Annotated in this window: 16 protein-coding genes; 11 read left to right on the forward strand and 5 right to left on the reverse strand. The window is 73.8% G+C overall.

The genetic code is table 11. The features are described from left to right. Positions 1 to 83 precede the first annotated feature (83 nt). Positions 84 to 854 (reverse strand): histidinol-phosphatase, encoded by a 771-nt coding sequence (gene hisN, locus Q1K26_RS13320; protein ID WP_300011395.1) that lies wholly within the window; start codon positions 852 to 854, stop codon positions 84 to 86. 412 nt (positions 855 to 1,266) lie between these two features. Here hisN and Q1K26_RS13325 point away from each other — a divergent pair, with 412 nt between their 5' ends. Beyond that, the gene (locus Q1K26_RS13325) at positions 1,267 to 1,923 is read left to right on the forward strand and encodes a response regulator transcription factor (RefSeq protein WP_300011398.1); all 657 of its coding nucleotides are present in this window, start codon (positions 1,267 to 1,269) and stop codon (positions 1,921 to 1,923) included. 16 nt (positions 1,924 to 1,939) lie between these two features. Next, a complete protein-coding gene (locus Q1K26_RS13330) occupies positions 1,940 to 3,208 on the forward strand; it encodes a HAMP domain-containing sensor histidine kinase (RefSeq protein WP_300011401.1) in 1,269 nt (422 codons plus the stop codon). A gap of 31 nt (positions 3,209 to 3,239) precedes the next feature. Here the strand turns inward: Q1K26_RS13330 and Q1K26_RS13335 are convergent, their stop codons facing one another. Continuing rightward, entirely contained in the window at positions 3,240 to 3,755 is a 516-nt protein-coding gene (locus tag Q1K26_RS13335) for a GtrA family protein (protein WP_300011404.1), read from the reverse strand. 119 nt (positions 3,756 to 3,874) lie between these two features. Here Q1K26_RS13335 and Q1K26_RS13340 point away from each other — a divergent pair, with 119 nt between their 5' ends. The 7 genes from Q1K26_RS13340 (at position 3,875) to Q1K26_RS13370 (ending at position 11,719) form a co-directional block, all read left to right on the forward strand. Further along, the gene (locus Q1K26_RS13340; protein ID WP_300011505.1) at positions 3,875 to 5,041 is read left to right on the forward strand and encodes a 5-(carboxyamino)imidazole ribonucleotide synthase; all 1,167 of its coding nucleotides are present in this window, start codon (positions 3,875 to 3,877) and stop codon (positions 5,039 to 5,041) included. Next, entirely contained in the window at positions 5,034 to 5,540 is a 507-nt protein-coding gene (purE, locus tag Q1K26_RS13345; protein ID WP_300011407.1) for a 5-(carboxyamino)imidazole ribonucleotide mutase, read from the forward strand. Before Q1K26_RS13340 ends, purE begins: the two co-directional genes overlap by 8 nt. A 155-nt stretch (positions 5,541 to 5,695) precedes the next feature. Continuing rightward, on the forward strand, positions 5,696 to 6,607 hold the full coding sequence (locus Q1K26_RS13350; RefSeq protein ID WP_300011410.1) for a helix-turn-helix domain-containing protein: 912 nt from the start codon (positions 5,696 to 5,698) through the stop codon (positions 6,605 to 6,607). Between the two features lie 191 nt (positions 6,608 to 6,798). Further along, positions 6,799 to 8,466 (forward strand): DUF4331 domain-containing protein, encoded by a 1,668-nt coding sequence (locus tag Q1K26_RS13355; protein WP_300011413.1) that lies wholly within the window; start codon positions 6,799 to 6,801, stop codon positions 8,464 to 8,466. A 93-nt stretch (positions 8,467 to 8,559) separates the two neighbouring features. Beyond that, the gene (locus Q1K26_RS13360; protein WP_300011415.1) at positions 8,560 to 9,861 is read left to right on the forward strand and encodes a tetratricopeptide repeat protein; all 1,302 of its coding nucleotides are present in this window, start codon (positions 8,560 to 8,562) and stop codon (positions 9,859 to 9,861) included. Further along, positions 9,858 to 11,390: a High-affinity nickel-transporter gene (locus tag Q1K26_RS13365; RefSeq protein ID WP_300011418.1), complete on the forward strand. Its 1,533-nt coding sequence runs from the start codon at positions 9,858 to 9,860 to the stop codon at positions 11,388 to 11,390. Before Q1K26_RS13360 ends, Q1K26_RS13365 begins: the two co-directional genes overlap by 4 nt. 14 nt (positions 11,391 to 11,404) lie before the next feature. Continuing rightward, positions 11,405 to 11,719 carry a hypothetical protein gene (locus Q1K26_RS13370; RefSeq protein ID WP_300011420.1) on the forward strand — a complete coding sequence of 105 codons (315 nt, stop codon included), beginning with the start codon at positions 11,405 to 11,407 and terminating at the stop codon, positions 11,717 to 11,719. Between the two features lie 574 nt (positions 11,720 to 12,293). Here the strand turns inward: Q1K26_RS13370 and Q1K26_RS13375 are convergent. Next, positions 12,294 to 12,965, reverse strand: a complete 672-nt coding sequence (locus Q1K26_RS13375) for a TetR family transcriptional regulator (RefSeq protein ID WP_300011424.1) — start codon at positions 12,963 to 12,965, stop codon at positions 12,294 to 12,296. 59 nt (positions 12,966 to 13,024) lie between these two features. Between Q1K26_RS13375 and Q1K26_RS13380 the strand changes: the two genes are divergently transcribed. After that, on the forward strand, positions 13,025 to 14,179 hold the full coding sequence (locus Q1K26_RS13380; protein ID WP_300011427.1) for an acyl-CoA dehydrogenase: 1,155 nt from the start codon (positions 13,025 to 13,027) through the stop codon (positions 14,177 to 14,179). Positions 14,180 to 14,224: 45 nt separating this feature from the next. On the opposite strand, the gene Q1K26_RS13385 is transcribed toward Q1K26_RS13380, so the two are convergent. Continuing rightward, entirely contained in the window at positions 14,225 to 14,926 is a 702-nt protein-coding gene (locus tag Q1K26_RS13385) for a TIGR03089 family protein (protein ID WP_300011430.1), read from the reverse strand. A gap of 168 nt (positions 14,927 to 15,094) precedes the next feature. Beyond that, positions 15,095 to 16,540: an LCP family protein gene (locus Q1K26_RS13390; protein WP_300011433.1), complete on the reverse strand. Its 1,446-nt coding sequence runs from the start codon at positions 16,538 to 16,540 to the stop codon at positions 15,095 to 15,097. A 585-nt stretch (positions 16,541 to 17,125) separates the two neighbouring features. Between Q1K26_RS13390 and Q1K26_RS13395 the strand changes: the two genes are divergently transcribed. Continuing rightward, on the forward strand, positions 17,126 to 18,028 hold the full coding sequence (locus Q1K26_RS13395) for a glycosyltransferase (RefSeq protein WP_300011436.1): 903 nt from the start codon (positions 17,126 to 17,128) through the stop codon (positions 18,026 to 18,028). The last annotated feature ends 30 nt before the right edge of the window (positions 18,029 to 18,058 follow it).

Consider the following 18,058-nt stretch of genomic DNA (forward strand, 5'->3'; position numbering starts at 1 on the left):
CGACTCGCGGGGATCGGGCCCGCCCTGCCCGCGAGTCGGGGTCTGGGTGCGCGCGAGTCGGGCTGTGCGTGTGCGGGTCGGGATCAGGAGGCCAGGGTCTTCAGAGCCTGCTCGTGCAGGACGCCGTTGGTGGCGATGCCGTCACCGCCCCGGAAGGTGTCCGCGCCGGCGAGGCTGGTGAGACGACCGCCCGCCTCGGCCAGGATCGGGACCAGCGCGGCGAGGTCCCACGGGCTCGCCCCCGCGTCCACGGCCACGTCGACGGCGCCCTCGGCGACCAGGCAGTACTGCCAGAAGTCGCCGAACGCGCGGGTCTCCCACACCGCGGTGGCCAGGCGCGTCCAGCTGTCTGCGGTGAAGCTGCGGAAGTCGGTGGTCGACAGGTACGCGTCCGCCAGGTCGGCCACCGCCGACACCCGGATCCGCCGCGGGGGCGCGCCGGGCGAGTCGGTCGTCCACGCACCGTGCCCGGTGGCCCCCCACCAGCGTCTGCCCAGCGCCGGGGCGCTCACGACACCGACCGCCGGCGTGCCGTCGACCGTCAGCCCGATCAGCGTCGCCCACACCGGCAGGCCGCGGGAGAAGTTCTTGGTGCCGTCGATCGGGTCGAGCACCCAGCCCCGGCCGGTGTCGGCGACGTCGCCGCCCTCCTCCTCGCCGAGCACGGTGTCGTCCGTCCGCTCCGCGCCGTTGGCGGCGCGCAGGGCGGCCTCGGCGGCGGTGTCGGCGTCGGTGACGGGGGTGCGGTCGGGCTTGCGGGTCACCCGGAGGTCGGCGGCCCGGAAGCGGGGGAGCGTGACGGCGTCGGCGGTGTCGGCGAGGCGCAGCGCGAGGTCCAGATCGGGGGTGCTCACGGCCGCCAAGGATGCCCGGTGTTCGCGACCGGCACCGCACCGGCGTCGTGGGCACCGCACCGGCGTCGGGACGTCGGTGCGGCCACCGGGACGTCGGTGCGGCCACCGGGACGCCGGTGCGGTCACCAGGACGCCGGGTGCCCGTGCGACGGCGATGCTGTGGGCGGGCCGGCCACCTGGTGATCGGCAGCTCGGAACGTCGAGACGTGCCCCGACCCGGCTCCTGTTCCCATCCGATGATCTCCGGTTGGGGCTGCCGCGGTTGGCTCCGGTCATCCGCGGTGATCGACGATCGGGAATCCGCAGGCGTGCCATGGCCGGTCGCCGGTGCTGATTCGACCGTGCGGCGCACGCGCCCTCTGCAGGCGGGTTCCGCACCTGAGCTGCGGTACGGGGGCCGTATGGTGGCAGCGTGACCACGGTCCTGCTGGCCGAGGACGATGCCGCCATCGCCGAGCCACTGTCGCGCGCGCTGCACCGGGAGGGCTACGCGGTCGACGTGTCGGTCGACGGTGACGCCGCGCTCGCCCGTGTCCAGGCCGGGCACGTCGACCTGCTCGTCCTCGACCTGGGCCTGCCCGGCATGGACGGCCTGGAGGTGTGCCGGCGCGTCCGCCTCGACCACCCCGACCTCCCGGTGCTGATGCTCACCGCCCGCACCGACGAGGTCGACTTCGTCGTGGGCCTGGACGCCGGGGCCGACGACTACGTCGGCAAGCCCTTCCGGCTCGCCGAGCTGCTGGCCCGGGTGCGGGCGCTGCTGCGCCGCCGCACCCCCGAGTCGGTCGAGGTGGCGGGGGTGCGGATGGAGCTGTCGGGGCGCCGCGTGCTCGTCGACGGCACCGAGGTGGGCCTGGCGAACAAGGAGTTCGAGCTGCTGCGGGTGCTGCTGCTGCGCGCCGGGCAGGTCGTCACCCGCGAGGAGATCCTGCGCGAGGTGTGGAACGACCCGGAGATGAAGACCTCCAAGACCCTGGACATGCACATGTCCTGGCTGCGCCGCAAGATCGGCGGGGAGCGGCGCATCGCGACGGTCCGGGGTGTCGGCTTCCGCTTCAACCATGACTGAACCCGGCGACGGCTAGATGCGCCGTCGCATCCTGCAGTCGACGCTGCTCGTGGTCGCGCTCACCGCGCTGGTGCTCGGCGGCCCGCTGGCGATCACGACGTGGCAGCTCGTCGACGACTTCGACCGCGCCGAGCTGACGTCGCGCCTCGAGCAGGTGGCGGCCCGGCTGGAGGGCCCGGACGCGGTGGTCGACGTCGCGGGTCTGGAGCTCGCCGTGCCGGCCGGGGGACGGCTCGTGCTGGAGCAGGAGGGCCGGGAACCCCTCGTGATCGGTGTCGACGTCGGGCCCGACCCGGTGGCCGAGACCCTGCCGTTCGGGCCCGGTGGGCTGATCACCATCGAGGAGCCCCGCGCGGTCCTGCTCGCCCAGCAGGTGCAGGTGACGCTGGTGGTGCTGCTGCTGATCGTGCTGTCGGTGGCCACCGGCACCGTCGTCGCGACGCTCACCGCGCGCCGCCTCGCCGAACCGCTGCGCGACGTCGCCGACCGCGCGGCCCGCCTGGGCGCAGGCGACTTCCGCTCCGCCCCCGTCCGGCACGGCATCCCCGAACTCGACCGCGTCTCCGAGGTGCTCGACGCCTCCGCCGCCGCGCTCGCGGAGCTGGTGCAGCGCGAGCGCCAGCTCGTCGGCGACGTGTCCCACCAGCTGCGCAGCCGGCTCACCGCGCTGCAGCTGCGCCTCGACGAGCTCTCGACACATCCCGACCCCAGCGCCCGCACCGAGGCGCTCGCCGCGCTCGACCAGGCGGAGAAGCTCGCCGCCGTCCTCGACGAGCTGCTGGAGGCGGCCCGGGCGGCCCGGGCGGCGGGGGCCGAACCGCTCGACCTGCGGGTGGGTCTCGACCAGGTCGCCGAGGAGTGGCGGCCCGCGCTGCGGGCGGCCGGGCGCACGCTCCGGATGCGCGTGCCCGAGGGGCTGCTCGCCCGCGTCACCCCCGCGCGGATCACCGAGGCCGTCGGCGCCCTGCTCGACAACGCGCTGCGCCACGGCGCCGGTACCGTCACGGTGGCCGCGCGGGCCACGGAGAAGAGCCTGGTCATCGAGGTCACCGACGCCGGCGAGGGGGTGCCGGAGGAGCTCGTGGCGCACGTCTTCGAGCGTGGCGTGTCCGTCGGCTCCTCCACCGGCATCGGTCTGGCGCTGGCCCGCGCGCTGGTCGAGGCGGACGGGGGGCGCCTGGAGCTGTCCCGGGCCCGCCCGCCGACGTTCACGATCTTCCTGCCGACCCCGCGCGCCGAGGACGTGGTGGCCCAGGGCCGCCGCGGCGCCTCGGGGCCGCGCTGAGCGGGTCCCGTCGGCGGCACCGTCGTCCGGGCTACTCGGCGCCCGCTGGCACCTGGCGCCGCGCGTCCTCGTCGGGGAAGACGAAGCGGCGGAACGCCCACCAGCGGAACGCCATGCCGAGGAGCACGCCGAGGATCTGCCCGCTGACGAAGTCGGCCACCTCCTGGGAGAACAGGCTCACGTCGGGCACGCTCAGGTGCAGCACGTAGCGGGAGACGGCCAGCGGAGCGGTGTACACGGCCACCCCGATGCCGCTGACCAGGAAGAACAGCGTGGCCTCGTGGGCGCGCTCGCGTCCGCCCCGGGTACGGAAGGACCACTCCCGGTTGAGCACGTAGGACGCGATCGTGGCCACCAGCACCGCGATGATCTTCGCGGTGAGTGGTTTCTCGACCAGCACGGTGTTCTTGAGCAGCAGGAACACGGCGGTGTCGATGATCCACGTGGTGCCGCCGACCATGGCGAACTTCAACAGTTCGCGGTGGCGGATCGCGACGGCGCGGTACGGCTGCGGGATCTGGGCCAGCACCGACTCGACGACGGACACCCGTTCGATCGTGCCAGACCCGGGCCCTGCGCCCCGGCCCGGGCGGGCGGACGTAGGCTTCGAGCACTGTGGACGTGACTTCTCGGTTGCCCGGCGGGGGCCCGCTGCCCGTCGTCGGCATGGTGGGCGGCGGTCAGCTGGCCCGGATGACGCACCAGGCCGCGATCGCGCTGGGCCAGTCCCTGCGGGTCCTCGCCGTCGATGAGGGCGACCCGGCCGCGCTGGTCTGTGCCGACGTCCGGCTCGGGCGGGCCGACGATCCTCCGACGATGCGCGCGTTCGCGAGCGGCTGCTCCGCGGTGACGTTCGACCACGAGCAGGTCCCCCCGGAGGTCCTGCACCGGCTCGTCGGGCTGGGCGTGCCCGTGCATCCCGGGCCGGACGCGCTGCTGTTCGCCCAGGATAAGCTCGCCATGCGCGCCCGGCTCGCCGACCTGGGCGTGCCGGTGCCGGACCACGCGTCGGTCCACGAGCCCGCCGACGTCACCGCGTTCGGCGCGGTCCACGGCTGGCCGGTGGTCCTCAAGGCCGTCCGGGGCGGGTACGACGGCCGCGGCGTCTGGGTGCTCGACGAGGACGCCGGGGGCCTGGTGGCCGAGCTGCTCGCCGTCGGCACGCCACTGATGGTCGAGAGGGCCGTGCCGCTGCGCCGCGAGCTGGCCGCGCTGGTCGCACGCTCGCCCCACGGGCAGGCGTCGGCGTGGCCGGTCGTGGAGACCGTGCAGGAGGGCGGGCAGTGCGTGCAGGTGCTCGCCCCCGCCCCCGACCTCGACGACGACGTCGCGGCGGGCGCGCAGCGGCTCGCGCTGCGACTGGCCGCCGAGCTGGGCGTCACCGGCCTGCTCGCCGTCGAGCTGTTCGAGGACACCTCCGGCGCCGTCCTGGTCAACGAGCTGGCCATGCGCCCGCACAACTCCGGGCACTGGACCATCGAGGGTTCCCGCACCTCGCAGTTCGAGCAGCACCTGCGGGCCGTGCTGGACTACCCGCTGGGGACGACGACCGCCACCGCGCCCGCGGTGGTCATGGCGAACGTCCTCGGCGCCGCGCACGAGCCCGCGATGGGCATGGACGAGCGCGTGCACCATCTGTTCGCCCGCCTCCCCGACGTCAAGGTCCACCTCTACGGCAAGGCGGCGCGCCCGGACCGCAAGATCGGGCACGTCACCGCGCTCGGCCGCGACATGGCCACCGTCCGCGGGCGCGCCGCGCTCGCGGCCGCGTGGCTCTCGACCGCGCGGTGGCCCGACGGCTGGTCCCCCCACACCGGAGCGCCCCGTGCCTGAGCCGCTCGTCGGTGTGATCATGGGCAGTGACTCGGACTGGCCGGTGATGGAGGCCGCCGCCGCCGCGCTCGCCGAGTTCGACGTGCCCCACGAGGTGGGCGTGTACTCCGCGCACCGCACACCGCAGCGGATGCTCGACTACGCCACCTCGGCCGCAGGTCGCGGCCTGCGGGTCATCGTCGCGGGGGCGGGCGGCGCGGCGCACCTGCCGGGCATGGTCGCGGCCGCCACGCCGCTGCCCGTCGTCGGCGTCCCGGTCCCGTTGGCCCGGCTCGACGGGCTGGACTCGCTGCTGTCGATCGTGCAGATGCCCGCGGGGGTGCCGGTCGCCACGGTGGCCGTGGGCGGTGCCCGCAACGCCGGGCTGCTCGCCGTCCGCATCCTCGCCGCGGGCGATCCGGCGCTGCTGGACCGGATGGAACGGTTCCAGGCGGAGCTGGCGCAATCCGTGCTGGCGAAGGACGCAGCGCTGCGCGACCGTCTGGCCGATCCCCGCTGACGTTCACTCGTTCGGGTGAAAACCGCGCGACGGTCGATCGCCGAAAGACATTCCCGTAAGGCGCTCCGAATAACGGCCACCGGACCCGGGTCGAGCGAGCGTTAATCAAGTTCCTGGATTTCGGGGAACGGTACGGGGTGTGGAGCGACCAGCTGATGCGCACATTTCCACCGCTGCCGGTGGATTCGGCGGACGTCGGGACCCTGCAGGAGTGGGCAGGTTCGGGTGACGGTGCGTCCACGGTCGCGAGGCGTGCCCGGATCGTCCTGCTCTCGGCCGACGGGCTCGGGCCCACCGCGGTCGCGGCCGAGCTCGGCTGTTCCAAGCAGACGGTGATCACCTGGCGGGAGCGCTACCGCGCCGACGGGCTCACCGGCCTGCGGGACGCCCCCCGGTCGGGCCGGCCGGTGTCGGTGGACCCGGCCGCGGTGATCGAGCGCACGCTGCAGGAACTGCCTCCGCGGCTGCGTGCCCGGCGCTGGTCGAGCCGCCTGCTCGCGTCCGAGCTGGGGGTCAGCAACGTCGCGGTGGCCAACGTCTGGCGCAGCTGGGGAGTCGTTCCGCGCGAGGGTGGCCGGGTCCGGCTCGCCACGGAGCCACCGCTCGACGACGCACCGGCCGCCGTGGCCGGGATGCATCTCGATCCCGATCCACGGCTGCTGATGCTCACCGTCGGAAAGTCCTGCGGCGCGCCGGTGCCGCTGCGGGAGCGTCCCCGGCTCGGCGCGCGCCTCGACGACCTCGAGGCGGGCCGGCACTCCGACCCGGACGCGCTCGCCGCCTTCCTCGCCGCCTTCGACGACGTGCCCGCGGACGTGCTGCGGCTGGTCGCGGACGACGCGCCTCCCGTGGTCACGGGCTGGGCGGGCCGGCGCGGGGTCGCGCTGCACGTGGTCCCGCGCACGCTGTCGTTCACCAGGCTGGCGCGCGTGGCGAGCGTGCTGGCCGGGCGGACGGCCGCGGGGGCGGTGTCGGTGGCGGAGCTGCGGCAGGCGCTCGTCGGCCACGTCCCGGGCCGGCCGTTCGCCTGGGTCGATCCCGAGCTTGTCGCCACTGATATGCATTAAATGGCTTCGGCATTTTCTTCACGAACTCGTCCGGGGTGAATCCGGATCGGCGAGTATCTTTCCGCGTTTCGCGGTCGTTCGACCGTTGACGGTCCATTTCGGGCCGCTTCTGGAGTTGGTTGGTGCGGGGGCTCGACGCCGCACCGTCTCCCGGGCCGGTGCCCCAGCCGGGTCCGGGGAAAGGATGGACGATGTCCGAAACCCCGCGCAGGCGTCGCGCGGCCGTAGCGATGATCATCGCCGGCAGCACGCTCGCCACCACCGCACTCGCGCTGATCCCCAGCGGCGCTGCGGTCGCCTCATCCCACCGGGAGGCGCCGCTCATCGCGGACGCCCCCGCCTACGACAACACCGACGTCTACGCGTTCGTCTCGCCGGAGAGCCCGGACAAGGTGACCTTCGTGGCCAACTGGTTCGGTCTCCAGGAGCCGAACGGCGGCCCCACGTTCTACCCGTGGGCCGACGACGCGTACTACAACATCAAGATCGACTCGGACGGCGACGCGGTGGCGGACACCACCTACCGCTACGAGTTCACCACCGACAACGCCGCGCAGCAGGACACGTTCCTCTACGCCAACGGCCCGGTGGAGAGCCTGGACGACGAGAACCTGCTGTTCAAGCAGTACTACACGCTGACCAAGATCGACGCCAAGGGCACGGAGACCGTCGTCGCCGAGGGTCAGGCCGCGCCGTCCAACACCGGCCCCGCGTCGGTGCCGGACTACGACGCGCTGATCGAGGACGCCACCGTTCCGGTGGGCAAGGACGGCACCACCTTCGTCGGCCAGGTCGAGGACCCGTTCTTCCTCGACCTGCGCGTGTTCGACCTGCTCTACGGCGGTGACCTGTCCGAGATCGGCCAGGACACCCTCGCCGGCTACAACGTCAACACCACCGTGCTGGAGGTGCCGATCGACGAGGTCGCGCTCAACGGCAACGGCGTGGACAACCCGATCATCGGCGTGTGGAGCACCACCGACCGGCTCTCGAACGTCACCTACGGTGGCGGGCTCGAGGAGGCCTCCGGCGACTACGTCCAGGTCTCGCGCCTGGGCAACCCGCTGGTCAACGAGGTGGTCCTGCCGGTCAGCCTGAAGGACGCGTTCAACGCGATCAGTCCGGACCTCGACGCCACCATCCCGGCCGTCGTCGAGCGGGTCACCGACCCCGAGGTCCCGAAGCTCGTCGAGGCGATCTACGGCATCCCGGCCCCGGCCACCCCTCGCAACGACCTGGTCGAGATCTTCCTGACCGGCATCGCGGTCGACGCCCCCACGCTGGACGGTTCCGCCGCCCCGATCGCGGCCGATCTGAACAGCCAGATCCTGAACGCCGACGCCGACCCGAAGGCCTTCGTGCCCTCGGAGATGCTGCGGCTCAACACCGCCATCAAGGAGCCGACCGCGCTGGACGGCACCCCGACCGAGTTCAGCCGCCTCGGTGTGCTGGGCGGCGATATCCAGGGCTTCCCGAACGGCCGCCGTCTCGCCGACGATGTCGTCGACATCGGCCTGGTGGCACTGCAGGGTGCCGCTCTCGACCCGGCCGTGCTCACCGGCCCGCTCGCCGGCGGCGATGCGGTCAACGAGAACGACAAGGCGTTCAGCAACGAGTTCCCCTACGTCGTGGCGGCCAACAACCTGAACGTCAACGACGCGGCGAACAGCCAGGGCGACGGGACCGTCGCCCAGGGCGCCCCGGCGGCCGCTCCGGCGGACAACTCCACCCCCGGTGGCGGTGCCACCGGTGGTGGGCCGCTCGGCTTCCTCACCGACCTGCTTCCCGGTGTCATGACCGGCATGGCCGGCATGGTGCTGATCGGAGCGGGCGCGACGCGCCACCTGCGCCAGCAGTGACCTCGGTCACCGACTGACGCACCCGAAGACCCGAGTGGCTCCGGCTCCGCCCCGAGCCGGAGCCACTCGGTCCCTACTGCAAAGGTCTTCCCCATGACCGGTCAGCCCCGCTCCAGGGTCCCCGCCCTGCTGGTCGTCATCGGTGTACTGCTCCTGGTCATCGTGGTGGCCGGCGCGCTCACCCCCCACGCCACCCCCGCTCCGCCAGCCGCGCCCATGGCGCAGCCGTCCGCCCTGGACGAGACGATCGAACGGGCGCAGGTCGCGCTGCGGCGCAACCCGGCCGACGCGCCGCTGTGGGCCAAGCTCGGGGCCGCCTACGTGGAGAAGGCCAGGCTCACCGGTGACCCGTCGTACTACGGCCGCGCCCAGGGCGCGCTGGACCGGTCGCTCGAGGTCGAACCCGATGACAACGGCGAGGCTCTGATCGGGATGGGGCAGCTGGCCAACGCTCGCCACGACTTCGCCACCGCCCGTGACCTGGGCGAACGGGCCCGCGTCCTGCGCCCCTACACCGGCGCCGTCTACGGCGTGCTGGCCGACGCCTATACCCAGCTCGGCGACACCGCCGCCGCGTCGGCCGCGATCGAGTCGATGCTCGGCGTGGATCCGGGCCTGGCCGCGTTCACCCGGGCCTCCTACGACCGGGAACTCAACGGGCGTCCCGGCGAGGCCCGCCAGGCCATGCAGCGTGCGCTGTCCTCCGCGAACACCCCCGCCGACATCGCCTACTGCCGCTACTACCTCGGTGAGTTGGCCTGGAATGCCGGTGACGTCGACGGCGCCGCCGAGCACTACGCGGCGGGCCTGGTCGCCGCCCCCGACGACGTCGCGCTCGCCCAGGGGGAGGCCAAGGTGGCGTGGGCGCAGGGCCGGGTCGACGAGGCCCTGGAGGCCTACGCCGCGATCACCACCCGGATCCCGCTGCCCCAGTACCTGCTGGAGTACGGGGAGCTGCTGGAGGCCGCCGGGCGCGACGACGACGCCCGCGCCCAGTACGACGTGCTCGCCGTCCAGCAGTCGCTCTACGCGACCGAGGGATCTACCGACGACCAGGTCGCTGCGCTGATCGCCGCCGACCACGGCGACCCGGCCGAGGCGCTGCGCCTGGCGCAGGCCGAGTGGGACCGGCGGCAGAGCATCTTCAGTGCCGACGCCCTGTCCTGGGCGCTGCACGTGAACGGCCGGCACGCCGAGGCGCTGACCTACGCCGAGCGGGCGGACGCCCTGGGCTGGCGCAACGCGAGCTATGACCACCATCGCGGGATGATCCTGGCCGCCCTGGACCGGCCGGCCGAGGCGGTCGCCGCACTGGGCGAGGCCCTGGAGACCAACCCGAACTTCCATCCGCTGCACGCCCCCGAGGCGCGCGCCACGATCGAGCGGCTGTCATGAGGTTCCTCTCCCGTGCGACGGTGCTGATGCTGGCCGTCGGTGCCCTGCTGCTGGTGCCGGTGCACCCGCCGCAGGCCCAGGCCCATCCGCTGGGCAACTTCACCGTCAACCACTACGACGCCATCACCCTGTCCCCGGACCGGGTCGAGGTGCTGTCGGTCCTGGACTCCGCGGAGATCCCCACGGTCCAGCAGCGCCGGGCCACCGACACCGACGGCGACGGCACCATCTCCGCCGCCGAGGGCGCCGCGCACGCCGACATGACCTGCGCTGCGATGCTGCCTGCCACCTCCGTCGCCGTCGACGGGGTCGCGGTGGTACTGACCGTGACCTCGGCGACCGCGGAGTACCCGATCGGGGAGCAGGGCCTGCCCACCACCCGGGTGACCTGCCTGCTCGCCGCCGCCGCCGACCTGGACGGTCGCGCGACCGTGACCTTCGCAGACACGTTCGCCGCGGACCGGATCGGCTGGCGGGAGATCACCGCCACCGGCGACGGGCTACGGATCGACGCGAGCGACGTTCCCGCCGAGAGCATCTCCGACGAGCTGCGGGCCTACCCCGAGGACCTGCTGGCCAGCCCGCGGGACCAGCGCTCGGCGCAGATCACCGTCGTACCCGGCAGTGGAACGGCCGTCGAGCCGCTGGTGGCGCTGCCCGTCACCGGGGTCGGCTGGTTCGATTCGGCCGCCCAGGCGGTGGAGCGGTTGCTCTCCGGGATCGCCGCCGGCCCGCAGCTCTCGCCGGTGCTCGCGACGCTCGCCGTCGTGATGTCGCTGGTGCTGGGCGCCTCACACGCCGCGCTGCCCGGGCACGGCAAGACCGTGATGGCCGCGTACCTGGCCGGCAAGCAGGGCACCCGCCGCGACGCGCTGGTGGTCGGCGCGACGGTGACCGTCACGCACACCGCCGGGGTGCTCGTGTTCGGGGTGTTGCTCTCGCTGGTCGCTACGTTCTCGCCGGTCACGGCACTGCGTTGGCTCGGGGTCGTCAGCGGGCTGCTCGTCGCCGCGGTCGGGGTGCTGCTGCTGCGCACCGCGATCGTGCGGCGCCGCGAGCTGGCCGCGTTGCCCGCGGCCGAACGCACCGGGGTGCTGGTCGGGGCGGCGATCGGCACCGGCGGGGTCGGCCACGGCCACGGCCACGGGGTGCCCGGGTATGGCCACGGGCACGGTGGACACGGGGTTGAACCGGACCGGTGGAGTCGCACCAGCCTGATCGGGATGGGCATGGCCGGTGGCCTGGTGCCGAGCCCGACCGCGGTGATCGTGTTGCTGGCCGCCGTGCGGGCAGACCGCCCGTGGTTCGGTCTCGTGCTGGTCGCCTGCTATGCGCTGGGCATGGCCGGCACCCTGACCGCCGCCGGCCTGCTGCTGGTCTCGGTGCGCGACCGGCTCGTCCGGATGGAACGCACCCAGGCCTGGCGCGACCGCGCCGGCCGGTTGCTCGCGGCGCTGCCGGTGGCCACCGCCCTGCTCGTACTCGCCGTCGGCGTCGGGCTCGCGCTGCGCAGCCTCGCCGGCTTCTGATCCCGGAGGACGTCGTGCGCCGTCTGCTGCTCGGCCTCGCTCTGCTCGCCGCGGTGGCGGGCTGCTCGTCGGAACCCGCCGTGTTCGACAATGCAGGCGGCGAACCGGTCACCTGCCTGCCCCACCAGTCCGGCGAACCCGGTCCGGCCTACACCGACCCGGCACAGCGCGACACCGCCCGGGTCTTCGCGCTGATGCGCTTCCACACCGAGCACGGGACGCTGCCCTACTGCGATGGTGAGCCGGCCGGTGACAGCGATCGTGCCTGGGCGCAGGTGTACCTCGACCTGGGTGGGCGCGCGGAGAAGGTGACCTCCGCGCTGGGCTGAGAAGTCCCCGTGGCGAATTCCCCGTGGCGCGAGTAGGCCGCCCGGTCGTAGGGTGACGGTACACGTGAGAGGAGGTGGTCCAGCGTTGAGTAGCTACTGGATTCGTGAGGTGGCTGTCCGCTAGCACCGCAGAGGACAGTTCTTCGACCGTTGTGGAACCGGCGCGGTGCCGGTGAATTCCAGGCAGTCACCCGTGGTCCCCGGGCCCGAGCCCGTCCAGCTCGGCTTGCGCATCCGACGATGCGGCCCGGGGATCACGCACGTCCGGGTGTCGCGCACGGGCACGAGCACATTCCGCGCCCGGTCGGTGCGCGGGCATCCTCCGCGCTCCGGCGGACGTCTCGCGCGCTGCCGTGCGGTTCGCGCGCTGCCGGTCGTCTCGCGCGGTGTCGGCAGTGCGCGAGACGCACTTCCGCGCGCGAGCGCCGGTAGGCCGAGCGCCGGTAGGCCGAGCCCCGGGAGGACCGAGCCACTGGAGGCTGCGTCCTGGACGGCCGAGCGCGGGGGCGAGCACCGGGTTGCGCCGGCGGGCGTGCGGGCGGCGCGCCCACGGCGGGCCGAGCCGCAGGCGACCTCAGGACGCCGCGCCGCGCTCCAGGCGGGTGACCGCGAGTTCCAGGCGCTCGGTGAGCGGGCGCAGATCCGCGTCCCGGGGCAGCATGTCGGCGACCCGCCGGAAGCGCCCCAGGCAGGCCTCGACGCCGCCGGCCGGGGCGCCGTCGGCGAGCCAGGCGCGCAGGGCGAGGTTGTGGGCGGCCACCACCGCCGACCCGGTGACGGCCGCGCGCAGGTCCCCGTGCGGATCCCCGGCGAAGCGCCGCCGCAGGTAGCGGGTGAACAGGCGGCGGTAGTGGTCGACGCTGGCCGACTCGCGGTCGCGCAGCACCGGCACCTCGTGGGTGAGCCGGAAGCGGGCCACCGACAGCGCGGGGTCGTCGGTGTAGAGGTCGAACACGGTCTCGCCCGCGCGCAGCACCAGGCTGGGGGCGGGCTCGTCGGGATGGGCCGTCTCGAAGATCTCGGCGATGCGGGCGAGCGCGGTCTCGTGGTCCGGCGAGATCGCGTCCTCCTTGCTGCGGAAGTAGCGGAAGAACGTGCGGCGCCCGACGCCTGCGGCGGCCGCGATGTCGTCGACGGTGGTGTCGTCGTAGCCGCGGTCGCGGAACAGGGCCACCGCGGCGGCCACGAGATCGCGCCGCACCTCGGCCCGGCCCTCGACGGACCGACCTCTCCGCGGCTGTGACATGGCACTGAGGGTAGCAGTGAGCTTGCCTGACGGCACGCAGTGCCGTTACGATCGCGTCCATGAACCCTGACTTCGACAGCTACCGGCTCAGCGACGAGCACGAGGCGCTGCGCGACGCCGTGCGCACGCTGGCCGAGAAGGAGATCGCGCCCCACGCGGCCGAGGTCGACGAGCAGGGTCGCTATCCCGTCGAGGCGCAGGAGGCCCTGACCAAGGCCGGCTTCCACGCCATCACGATCCCCGAGCAGTTCGGTGGCGAGGGCGCCGACGAGCTCGCCGGCTGCATCGTCATCGAGGAGGTCGCCCGGGTCTGCGCGTCGTCGTCGCTGATCCCCGGCGTCAACGGGCTCGGGCTCACCCCGATCCTGCTCTCGGCCTCCGACGAGCTCAAGCAGCAGGTCTTCCCGTCGATCGCGTCCGGCGAGGCGATGATCAGCTACGCGCTCAGCGAGCGCGAGGCCGGGTCCGACGCCGCCGCGATGAAGACCCGGGCGGTGCGCGACGGCGACGACTGGGTGCTCAACGGCACCAAGTGCTGGATCACCAACGCCGGCGTCTCCACCTGGTACACGGTCATGGCGGTCACCGACCCGGAGAAGGGGGCCAACGGCATCTCCGCGTTCGTGGTCCACCGCGACGACCCGGGCTTCGAGGTCGGGCCGAAGGAGCGCAAGCTCGGCATCAACGGCTCGCCCACCCGCGAGATCTACTTCCAGAACTGCCGGATCCCGGGCGACCGGATCATCGGCGCCGAGGGCACCGGCTTCAAGACCGCGCTCAAGACGCTCGACCACACCCGCCCCACGATCGGTGCGCAGGCCGTCGGTATCGCGCAGGGCGCGCTCGACGTCGCGATCTCGTATGTCAAGGAGCGCAAGCAGTTCGGCAAGCACCTCGCCGAGTTCCAGGGCCTTCAGTTCATGATCGCCGACATGGCGATGAAGGTGGAGTCCGCGCGCCAGCTGGTCTACGTCGCCACCTCGCGCGCCGAGCGCGGCGAGCCGAACCTCGGCTTCATCTCCAGCGCCGCGAAGTGTCTGGCCTCCGACGTGGCCATGTCGGTGACGACCGACGCCGTGCAGCTGCTCGGCGGGGCGGGCTACACCCGGGACTTCCCGGTGGAGCGGATGATGCGCGACGCGAAGATCACGCAGATCTACGAGGGCACCAACCAGGTCCAGCGGATGGTGATGGCGCGCTCGCTGCTGCGCTGAGCCGTGCGGCTCGCGGTCGGCGGTGTCGCGGCCCCGTTCGCGGGCTCAGCCCAGTCGCGTCGTGGTCCGCTCGGCCGCGGCCCGGCGATCCAGTGCGGCGGGGTCGGCGTTGCGGCACTGCACCAGCGACGCACCCGCGGCGAGGACGGCGAGCAGGCCGTCACCCAGACCGTCGGGGGTCGACCAGTCCAGCGTCGAGAGCACCCGGTCGGTGCCGGACAGGCCCAGTCGCTCCGCGCGGATGCGGGCGTCGGCGAGGACCCCGGCCGCCGGCTCCCCGTCCAGCGCGGGCGCCGAGTCGGGCACCGGCGCCCACGGCAGGAACTCGTCGCCGTGCAGCCGGACCTCCGTGGCGTAGTCGAGCACCCCGGCCGGCAGGCCGGGCAGCCCCGTGCCGAACGCGTCCAGGGAGAGCGCGACGACGCCGTTCGCCGGTGCCGCGGCCAGGGCCAGGTCGAGGCGGTCGGCGTCGCAGAGCACGAGATCGGCCGGCCCGGAGACCACCTCCGCCCCGCACCACCACGCCCCGAGCAGCACGGCGAGGGTCTGCCAGTGCGCCGGGAGCATGACCGCCACGGTCGTGCCCGGCTCGACGTCGCACTCGTCGCGCAGCAGGTTCGCGGTCTTGGCGGCCCAGTTCGCCGTGCTGACACCGGAGAGCTCCACGCGCTCGCCCGTGGCGTCGTCGTAGAAGGTGATCAGCGGGCGGGCCGACGTGCGGTCGAGCAGCGATTCGATGAGGATCACGGGCCCATCCTCCGCTAGTGCCGCGTGAAGAAAGCTACGGCACCGAACTCGGCGCCCGCAGGCGGCGTTGCCGCCCTGGCGAAGACGCCCGGTATGAGCTGCGGGCGGCGCCTTGCCTGCGAACGCCTGGATCCACCGATTCCGGCACCGACCTTCCTTGACACGGCACTAGTCGATGCAGGGCACGCCGCCCGCGGTGATCGGGGCGGCCACCGGCGGGGGTGGCGCCGCGGTCGGCGAGGGCGTCTCCGGGGCGGGTGCCGGCAGCACCGACGGGTCGAAGTCGGCGCCGAGCACCACCAGCAGGTGCCCCCGGGTCACGGTGTCGTCGCCCCGCACGGGGAGGCCGCCGAGCTGTTCGGCCACGGAACGGGCCGCGTCGCCGTCGGGGCCGGTGTAGCGCACGACCGACTCCTGCGCCGGGTCGGTGTTGTCCACGGTGCCGCGGTCGAAGCCGAGCGACGCGAGGTGGGTGGCGACGTCCCCGGCGAGCCCACCCGCCTCCGACCCGTTGCGGACGTCGACGATGTAGCGCGAGGCGATGACGTCGACGGGGGGCGGCGGGGCGGTCTCGCGCGCGGCCGCGGCCTCCTCGGCGGCGAGCCGCCGGGCCTCGATGCGGTCGGCGACGAAGGTGCTCACGACGTCGGTGTCGACGAGCACGACGTCACCGCGGCCGTTCGTCTCGAGCCCGGCGGTCGGGATCGTCACGAACTCCAGGTTGCCGGCGGCGATGTCGGCGGCCTGCTGGGCGAAGGCGAGCAGGTCCCATCCGTCGTCGATCACCACCGACTGCTGCACGACGTCGATCAGCGCGCCGAGGGCCGACGGGTCGGTCAGGGTGCCCGCGGAGAGCACCTTGTCGGCGACGGCGGCGAGGAACACCTGCTGGCGGCGGATGCGCGAGAGGTCGCCCTGGGGCAGGTCGTGGCGCTGCCGGACGAACGCCAGCGCGTCCCGGCCCGAGATCGTCTGCGCGCCGGCGGGGAGCCGAGCGCCGGAGAGCGGCTCGTCGACCGGGGCGGTCAGGCAGACCTCGACGCCGCCGACCGCCCTGGTCAGGTTGTAGAAGCCCAGCAGGTTGATCTCGGCGTAGTGGTCGATCTCCTGGTCGGTGAGCCGCTCGACGGCCGCGATCAGCGCGCTGCGTCCGGCGCGGGCGGACTCGGCCTCCAGCCGGGCCCGGTCGCGCACCCCGTCGGCGACGAGCCGCTCGGCCGTCAGCGCCTTCACGGCCGGATACGCGGCGTTGATCTTGTCCCGGCGGTATCCGGGGATGTCGACGTAGGCGTCGCGCGGGATGGAGAACGCCACCGCCGCCCCACCGCCGTCGGGCACGTGCAGCAGCATGATCGTGTCGGAGTTCAGGACGCCGGTGTCGGCGCCGCTGTTGAGTTCCCGCAGGATCTCCGGCGGCAGCGGGTCGCCCTGCGCGTCGGTGCGGCTGTCCACGCCGACGAGCAGGATGTTCTGGTCACCGCCGTCCCCGCCGCCGAGGACCACGTCGGTGGTGACGATGCCGGCGGTGATGTCGCGGTAGAGGCCCCACGCCGCGCCGGTGACGGTGAGTACCAGCACCGACGCGACGACGGTCGCGATGCGCAGCCGCCGCACCAGCCGTTGCGTGCGGGTCCGGGACGGCTGGGGCGCGCGGGCGGGCTCCGGGCGGGTCCGGGCAGGCGGACGGGCGGGCCGCGGGGTTCGTGTGGGGCCGGACGGCGCGGCGGGCGCCGAGGTGCCGGTGGACCGCCCTCGTCCCCGGCCGTCCGCGGGCGGGCGGCCGCGCCGCGGGCTCGCGTTGTCCGGACTGCGGTCGGTGCCGCCCCGGTCACCGGGGGTGCGAGCCGCCCGGCCGCGACCGGTGGTGCCGCGGCCGGTGCCGGACCGGTCGGTGCCGCCCCGGTCGGTGCGGGGCGAGCCGCCGCGGACGCGCTCCGCGGTCGAGCCGCCGCGGGGCTCCGGTGGCGTCCACGGCCGAGCCTGCGACGTGGACCGTGCCGGACGCGGCCGGTCGAGCCGGGAGGTATCGCTGCGCACGTCGCGGGCGGCGGCGCGGGCCAGCCACGGCGGTTCCGGCGGGGTCCCGGCGCCCATGATCCACCTCGCTCCGTCCCCCGACGTACCTCCCGCGCGACCGGTCGTGCCGCCGGGCCTTCTAGGGTGCTACATCGGACGCGGCTTCCCGGTGATGCCGCGCGCGTGTCGCGGGTGATCGTGCTCGCCCCGCTCGTCGTCACGGTGGGTGAGGGGCGCGGTGAAGGGAGAGGCGGGCCGTTGCCCGAACAGTTCTCGCTGCTGCTGCCGGTCTGGGCCGGTGACCGCGGCGCTTTCCTGACCGTGGCGTTCCGGTCCAGCGTGGACTGCCAGACCCGCAGGCCCGATCACGTCGTGATCGTGCGTGACGGTCCGGTACCGGACGGGCTGGCCGCCACGATCGCCGAGCTGGTGGCGACCAGCCCCGTGCCCGTCGACGTGCTCGAGGGCGCCCGCAACCGGGGCCTCGGGCCCGCGCTCGACGCCGGGCTGGAGGCCTGCCGGTACGACGTGGTCGCCCGGATGGACGCCGACGACATCTCGATGCCGCACCGCTTCGCCGTGCAGCTGCCGATTATCGAGTCCGGCTACGACCTGGTGGGAGCGGGCCTGCTGGAGTTCGGCGAGGACCCCGACGACATCGTCGGTACGCGCACGCCGCCGACCGGCGCCGCCGACATCGCCGCCCGCGCCCGGTTCGCCGACCCGTTCAACCACCCCACGGTCGTCTACCGGCGCGACCTCGTCCGCGCCGTCGGCGGGTACAGCGACTTCGCGCTGATGGAGGACTACCTGCTCTGGGCGAAGATGCTCGTCGCGGGGGCGCGGGTGGCCAACGTGGCCGAGCCGCTGGTGCGTTACCGGGTCGGGGCGGGCGCCTACGCCCGGCGCGGCGGGATGGGGCAGCTGCGGGCCGAGCTGGCCGTCCAGCGCCGGTTCCGCCGGCTCGGGTTCACGACGCGCACGCAGTACGTTCGCAACGTCGTGCTCCGCGGCGGCTACCGGATGGTCCCCGAGTCGTTGCGCCGGATGGCCTACAGAAAGGTCATCGCCACCTACCGAGGGTGACGGCCGGGCACGGACCTGGGACGATGGATC

This window comes from Pseudonocardia sp., assembly GCF_029263155.1.
GTDB lineage: Bacteria > Actinomycetota > Actinomycetes > Mycobacteriales > Pseudonocardiaceae > Pseudonocardia.

Bases quoted from the DNA above. Each gene is read 5' to 3' on its own strand.
- Q1K26_RS13330 (WP_300011401.1), top strand. From the start codon at position 1,940: ATGCGCCGTCGCATCCTGCAGTCGACGCTGCTCGTGGTCGCGCTCACC.
- Q1K26_RS13355 (WP_300011413.1), top strand. From the start codon at position 6,799: ATGTCCGAAACCCCGCGCAGGCGTCGCGCGGCCGTAGCGATGATCATC.
- Q1K26_RS13350 (WP_300011410.1), top strand. From the start codon at position 5,696: ATGCGCACATTTCCACCGCTGCCGGTGGATTCGGCGGACGTCGGGACC.
- Q1K26_RS13360 (WP_300011415.1), top strand. From the start codon at position 8,560: ATGACCGGTCAGCCCCGCTCCAGGGTCCCCGCCCTGCTGGTCGTCATC.
- Q1K26_RS13340 (WP_300011505.1), top strand. From the start codon at position 3,875: ATGGTGGGCGGCGGTCAGCTGGCCCGGATGACGCACCAGGCCGCGATC.
- Q1K26_RS13380 (WP_300011427.1), top strand. From the start codon at position 13,025: ATGAACCCTGACTTCGACAGCTACCGGCTCAGCGACGAGCACGAGGCG.
- Q1K26_RS13365 (WP_300011418.1), top strand. From the start codon at position 9,858: ATGAGGTTCCTCTCCCGTGCGACGGTGCTGATGCTGGCCGTCGGTGCC.
- Q1K26_RS13375 (WP_300011424.1), bottom strand. From the start codon at position 12,965: ATGTCACAGCCGCGGAGAGGTCGGTCCGTCGAGGGCCGGGCCGAGGTG.